General features: G+C 68.2%; 6 protein-coding genes. 4 read left to right on the forward strand and 2 right to left on the reverse strand.

Annotation, left to right across the window (positions count from 1 at the left end; translation table 11 throughout):
- Nucleotides 1-129: 129 nt before the first annotated feature.
- Together trpD and ACFU7D_RS28130 are read right to left on the reverse strand one after the other, a co-directional pair.
- On the reverse strand, nt 130-1,167 hold the full coding sequence (gene trpD, locus ACFU7D_RS28125; RefSeq protein ID WP_378729144.1) for an anthranilate phosphoribosyltransferase: 1,038 nt from the start codon (nt 1,165-1,167) through the stop codon (nt 130-132).
- Entirely contained in the window at nt 1,164-1,574 is a 411-nt protein-coding gene (locus ACFU7D_RS28130) for a hypothetical protein (RefSeq protein ID WP_378873507.1), read from the reverse strand. The genes trpD and ACFU7D_RS28130 overlap by 4 nt, the downstream gene beginning before the upstream one ends.
- 138 nt (nt 1,575-1,712) lie before the next feature.
- Here ACFU7D_RS28130 and ACFU7D_RS28135 point away from each other — a divergent pair, with 138 nt between their 5' ends.
- Genes ACFU7D_RS28135 through ACFU7D_RS28150 form a run of 4 tightly spaced genes read left to right on the forward strand, consistent with a single transcriptional unit; the run spans nt 1,713 to nt 6,157 of the window.
- Nucleotides 1,713-2,378 (forward strand): heme-copper oxidase subunit III, encoded by a 666-nt coding sequence (locus ACFU7D_RS28135; protein ID WP_378873509.1) that lies wholly within the window; start codon nt 1,713-1,715, stop codon nt 2,376-2,378.
- A gap of 13 nt (nt 2,379-2,391) precedes the next feature.
- A complete protein-coding gene (locus tag ACFU7D_RS28140; RefSeq protein ID WP_378729141.1) occupies nt 2,392-3,273 on the forward strand; it encodes a c-type cytochrome in 882 nt (293 codons plus the stop codon).
- Nucleotides 3,270-4,433, forward strand: coding sequence for a Rieske 2Fe-2S domain-containing protein (locus tag ACFU7D_RS28145; protein ID WP_378729140.1), 1,164 nt, complete (start codon nt 3,270-3,272; stop codon nt 4,431-4,433). Before ACFU7D_RS28140 ends, ACFU7D_RS28145 begins: the two co-directional genes overlap by 4 nt.
- Nucleotides 4,430-6,157, forward strand: a complete 1,728-nt coding sequence (locus tag ACFU7D_RS28150; RefSeq protein WP_378729139.1) for a cytochrome bc complex cytochrome b subunit — start codon at nt 4,430-4,432, stop codon at nt 6,155-6,157. The genes ACFU7D_RS28145 and ACFU7D_RS28150 overlap by 4 nt, the downstream gene beginning before the upstream one ends.
- Nucleotides 6,158-6,196 lie beyond the last annotated feature (39 nt).

Raw genomic sequence — 6,196 nt, forward strand, 5'->3', positions numbered from 1 at the left:
CGTGTCGCCGCGTGGCGCTTCGGGGGGGCGCCGCGTGGGCTCAGCGGCCCGCGTGGGCGCCATGGGCGGGGGGCGTGGGGTGCGCTTGCGCCGACTCGGCGCGAAATCATCTACAGCCCCCCGAGGGCCTCAGCGCGAAGTAGCCGCGACCCACCGGTCAAGGACTGCCTGAGCAGCCCCGGAGTCGATCGCGTCAGCAGCACGCGCGATGCCCCCCGCGAGCCGCTCGTCGACGCTGCCGGAGCCGGCGTCGTGGACCGCGAGGGCAGCGCCGGCGTTGAGCACCACCGCGTCGCGTACGGCCCCCTTCTCCCCGGCCAGCAGACGGCGGACGACCGAGGCGTTGTAGGCCGCGTCGTCGCCGCGCAGGTCTTCGGCGGTGGAGCGGCCGATGCCGTGGTCGAGGGGTTCGACGGTCGCCTCGGTCACGACTCCCTGCGAGACCATCCACACGTGCGAGGTCGTGGTGGTGGTGAGCTCGTCGAGGCCGTCGTCGCCGCGGAAGACCCAGGCGTCAGAACCACGCCGGGCGAAGACGCCGGCCATCACGGGGGCGGCGGCAGGATCCGCGCAGCCGATCGCGGAGGACGCGGGACGCGCGGGGTTGGTCAGCGGGCCGAGCAGGTTGAAGACGGTGGCGATGCCGATCTCACGCCGCGCGGCGGCGGCGTGGCGCATCGCGGGGTGGAAGGCCGCGGCGAACAGGAAGGTGATCCCGGCCTCCTCAGCCACCTCACCGACGCGGGAGACGTCGAGGTCGAGCCGGATGCCGAGCGCCTCGAGCACGTCGGCCGATCCCGACTTGGAGGAGGCGGACCGGTTGCCGTGCTTCACGATCTTGGCCCCGGCACCGGCCGCGACGATCGCCGACATCGTGGAGATGTTGACCGAGAAGGACCGGTCACCACCGGTGCCGACGATGTCGAGCACGCGCCCGGGCACGAAGATCGGGTTGGCCTTGGCCAACATCCCGTCGGCGACCCCGGCGAGCTCGTCGACGGTCTCGCCCTTGGCGCGCAGGGCGACCGCGAAGGCGGCGACCTGCGCGGGCGTCGCTTCTCCCGAGAGGATCTCCTCCATCGCCCACGCCGCCTGATGCGCGGACAGTGACTGTCCCGCGACCAGCGTGGTGAGGACCTCGGGCCAGGAGTTGGGCGCGGACGTCATGCGCCAACGTTAACGGGCCGCAACAGCCCCACGACCGTCCGGGCCAGCTCGAACGGGTCGAGCGGGTGCGGCACGGTGGCTTCCGCACGCGACCAGGTGCCGAGCCACGCGTCCTGAGGACGACCGATGAGCACCACGATCGGCGGAGCGTCCGGCACCTCGTCCTTGACCGCCTTCGCGATCCCCAGCCCGCCTGCCGGGGCGGCCTCGCCGTCGAGCACCGCCAGCGCCAGGCCGCCGGCATCGAGCTGCGCGCGCACGGCCGGCTCGGTGGCCACCTCGACATACTCCACCTCCGGGAGGGAGGGATGAGGGCGGCGCCCCAGAGCGAGGATCACCTGCTTGCGTACGTCGACGTCGTCGCTGTAGACGAGGATCTTCAGTGAATTCGAGGTGGTGTCGGTCACACCCCGATGCTAGCGCCAACACCATGCCCTGCGGCCACATGTCACACCTGGAACCTGAGCGGTGTCTCAAGGTGTAGCAGCACCCTGAAACACGACACACAGGGTCCCAAGAAGACTCTGGGAAAGGGGCAGGACATAATGGCGGGCGTGGCGACAGTATCGACTCTTCCAACAGCCCGCCTGCACGGGCATCACGACCGTCCGAGCATGGTCAGCGTGGGGACGATCATCTGGCTCGCAAGCGAGCTGATGTTCTTCGCGGCGCTGTTCGCGGCCTACTTCACGATCCGCGCGGTCAGCCCCGAGCAGTGGCAGGCGAACACCGACGGGCTCAACATCCCGTTCGCGGCGGTCAACACGACCATCCTCGTGCTGTCGTCGTTCACCTGCCAGTTCGGCGTCTTCGCCGCCGAGCGCGGCCAGGTCGGACGTAAGGGCTCCCTGCTCGCGATCCGCCTGTGGGGCCTGCGTGAGTGGTTCATCCTCACCTACCTCATGGGCGCGGTCTTCATCGCCGGTCAGGCGACCGAGTACGCAGCCCTGGTGCAGGAGGGCATCGCCCTCAACAGCGGCATCACCGGTCCCGACGACCCCTACGGCTCGGTCTTCTACCTGACGACGGGCTTCCACGGTCTGCACGTCACCGGCGGCCTGATCGCCTTCCTCTTCGTGCTCGGCCGGACCTACGTCGCCAAGCGCTTCACCCACGAGCAGGCCGTCTCCGCGATCGTCGTGTCCTACTACTGGCACTTCGTCGACGTGGTGTGGATCGGCCTGTTCGCGACCATCTACCTCCTCAAGTGACCAAGGACTGAATGTGCGTCTACTGAACCGCTCCGTCGGTCGACTGTCGCGGCACCGTCGCCGCCCGTTGGCCGGTGCCGCCGTGCTCCTGGTCGCCCTGTTGAGCACCGGCGGCGCGTACGCCGCGCTCGCCCCGGCCTCCCAGGCCGAGCAGGAGAAGGACAACGCTGCTCTCGTCGCCGAGGGCAAAGAGCTCTTCATGATCAACTGCTCCACCTGCCACGGCTCCAACGGCGAGGGCATCACCACCCAGAACGGGAAGCTCTACGGCCCCTCCCTGATCGGTGTCGGTGCCGCCTCCGTCGACTTCCAGGTCGGCACCGGCCGGATGCCGATGGCCCAGCCCGGCGCCCAGGTCGAGGTCAAGGACCCCAGCTTCAACCAGGACGAGATCGACGCCCTTGCCGCGTACGTCGCCAGCCTCGGCCCCGGCCCGGCCGTCCCGGACCGGGAGCAGTACGACCCGGACACCTTCGCCTCTGATGAGGAGAGGGAGGAAGCGGTCGCCCTCGGTGGCCAGATCTTCCTGACCAACTGCACCGCCTGCCACAACTTCACCGGTGCCGGCGGCGCGATGCCGCGCGGCGGCGAGGCGCCGAGCATCCTCGACACCGACCCGCGGCACATCTACCAGGCGATGCTGACCGGTCCGCAGTCGATGGACACCTTCTCCGACGGCAACATCAGCCCGGAGGAGAAGAAGGCCGTCATCGCCTATGTCGAGTCGATGAGGGAGCAGCCCGACTACGGCGGCTTCAACAACGGCGCGCTCGGTCCGGTGACCGAAGGTATCGTCGCTTGGGTGGTCGGGCTCGGCGTCCTGGTGGCCTTCGCCATCTGGATCGCCGCGCACACCACGCGCACCAACCAGACCAAGAAGGGATCTGCCAAGTGAGCAGCGACCTCAGCGAGATCGAGAAGCACGACGACTCGCACCCAGAGCTCAACGCGCACACCGACGCGCTGCTGCCCGACCCGGGTATGCACGAGCATCACTGGCGTCCTACCGACGTCGACCCCAAGGCGGAGAAGCGCGCCGAGCGTCAGGTGAGCCTCTTCTTCGCTCTCTCGGCGATCTGCTCGGTGCTGTTCGTCGTTGCCTACTTCGCCATCGAGCCCGGCTACGACGGTGACGTCTGGGCCGGCTTCGGCGCCTCCAACCTGGCGCTGGGATCGAGCCTCGGCTTCGCCCTGCTCTTCCTCGGCATCGGCGTCATCCAGTGGGCCCGCAAGCTCGTCATCGACATCGAGCACTCCGAGGATCGCCACCCGGCTGCCTCCTCCCCGGCCACCCGCGAGGCCGCCGTCGCCGAGCTCAAGGCCGCGCTCCACGAGTCCGGCATGGCCCGTCGTCCCTTCATCCGCAACGCAATGATCGGTTCGGCCGCCCTACTCGGTCTGCCTGCGGTCGTCATCCTCAGGGACCTGGGTCAGACCAACGCCCAGATCACCGAGGAGCAGCCCTACCCGGGCGCCGGTCTCGAGCACACCGTCTGGGATGCCGGCGTGCGGGTCGTACGCGACGTGGTCGGCACCCCGATCCGCCCGGGCGACCTGGAGGTCGGTGACCTGGTCAACGCCGAGCCGGCGACGATCTTCGACGGCAGCCTGCACGGCGCGCCGCTGCAGATCGCCAAGTCGAAGGCGGCCACCATCCTGCTGCGGATGGACCCCAACGACATCGACAACGACGTGACCCGCAACTGGTCGGTCAACGGCATCGTGGCCTACTCCAAGATCTGCACCCACGTCGGTTGCCCGATCTCGCTGAACGAGCGCACCACGCACCACCTGCTGTGCCCGTGCCACCAGTCGACCTTCGACCTGGCCGACCACGGCAAGGTCATCTTCGGCCCGGCCGGCCGGCACCTCCCGCAGCTGCCCCTGGGCGTCGACGCGGACGGCTTCCTGGTTGCCCTCTCGGACTACCCTGAGCCTGTGGGCGTCAGCTTCTGGGAGCGCAACACCTACGACATCGACACGATCTTCGACGACTGGTCCAAGGACCACGCCGCCGATGCTGAGCAGTACGGCTACAAGGAGGGCGGCCAGTGAGCACCGACACGTCCAAGGTTGCCGCCAGCAACGGCACCGAAGCCGCTGCCCCGGCGGGCAAGCCGACCAAGGCGGGTGCGGCGGCGAACTGGGCCGACGAGCGCCTCGGCATCGGCGGTCTGAGCAAGTTCCTCTCCCGCAAGATCTTCCCCGACCACTGGTCGTTCATGCTGGGTGAGATCGCGCTGTGGAGCTTCGTGGTCCTGCTGGTCACCGGCACCTTCCTGACCCTGTGGTTCAAGCCTTCGATGGCCGAGATCACCTACCAGGGCTCCTACGCGCCGCTGCGCGGCATCGACATGTCCGAGGCGATGGCCTCGACGCTGGACATCTCCTTCGACGTACGCGGCGGTCTGCTGCTGCGCCAGGTCCATCACTGGGCGGCGATGCTCTTCATCGCCTCGATGATGATCCACATGATGCGCGTCTTCTTCACCGGCGCGCACCGCAAGCCGCGTGAGATCAACTGGGTCATCGGCGCGACGCTGCTGCTCCTCGGCACGCTCGAAGGCTTCACCGGCTACTCGCTCCCCGACGACCTGCTCTCCGGCACCGGCATCCGGGCCGCCGACGGGTTCATGATGGCGGTCCCCATCGTGGGGACGTACATGTCGTTCTTCCTGTTCGGAGGCGAGTTCCCAGGCGACGACATCATTCCGCGCCTGTTCACGATCCACGTGCTGTTGATCCCGGCGCTGCTGCTGGCGCTGATCGGTGCCCACCTGATCCTGCTGATCTACCACAAGCACACCCAGTGGCCCGGACCCGGACGCACCGAGAAGAACGTCGTCGGCTACCCGATGGTGCCGAACTACATCTCCAAAATGACCGGCTTCTTCTTCATCACCTTCGGTGTGACCGCCCTGCTCGGCGCCTTCTTCTCGCTCAACCCGGTGTGGAAGTTCGGCCCCTACGACCCGACCAAGGTCACCGCGGGCTCGCAGCCTGACTGGTACATGGGCTGGCCCGACGGCGCGCTGCGCATCATGCCGGGTTGGGAGTCGCACTTCTGGGGCTCGACCTGGTCGTGGAACATCTTCTTCCCGGTCATCGTGCTGCCGATGGCGGCCTGGATGGTCGTGCTGATGCTTCCCTTCATCGAGGCCTGGATCACCGGCGACAAGCGCGAGCACCACCTGCTCCAGCGCCCGCGCAACGCTCCGACCCGCACCGCCACGTTCGTCGCGCTGATGACGTTCTACGCGGGCTTCTGGGCCGCGGGCGGCAACGACATCATCGCGATCAAGTTCGACCTCTCGATCAACCAGATCACCTACTTCCTGCGGGCGTTCGTGTTCCTGGGTCCGATCGTGGCGTTCATCATCACGCGTCGTTGGTGCATCTCGCTGCAGCGTCACGACAACGAGAAGCTGCTGCACGGCTACGAGACCGGCACGGTCATCCGTACGCCGGAGGGCGCCTACCACGAGAAGCACCTGCCGCTTCCCGAGGGCGAGGCCTACGCGATGACCGTCCGCGACCGCGGCCGGGTCGGCGAGGAGCCGGAGCTGAAGAAGAACGGCAAGCTGTCGTTCCGCGCGAAGCTCCGGGCCTTCTACTACGACCACGACGTGGACAAGCCGACCCCCGAGGAGCTCAGCGAGGCGCACCACCACGCCGAGCACGTGGCACACGAGCTGGCCACCCACGAGGGTCACCAGGTCGACGGTCACGACTTCGACGATCACCGTCACTCGGCGATCGAGGAGCCTCTCAGCCGCTGATCCGGCTGGTACGCCACGTGGCGCCGTTCCCTCCGGGGG

The organism is Nocardioides sp. NPDC057577 (genome assembly GCF_042801335.1).
In the GTDB taxonomy this organism is placed as follows: domain Bacteria; phylum Actinomycetota; class Actinomycetes; order Propionibacteriales; family Nocardioidaceae; genus Nocardioides.

Bases quoted from the DNA above. Each gene is read 5' to 3' on its own strand.
- trpD (WP_378729144.1), bottom strand. From the start codon at position 1,167: ATGACGTCCGCGCCCAACTCCTGGCCCGAGGTCCTCACCACGCTGGTC.
- ACFU7D_RS28135 (WP_378873509.1), top strand. From the start codon at position 1,713: ATGGCGGGCGTGGCGACAGTATCGACTCTTCCAACAGCCCGCCTGCAC.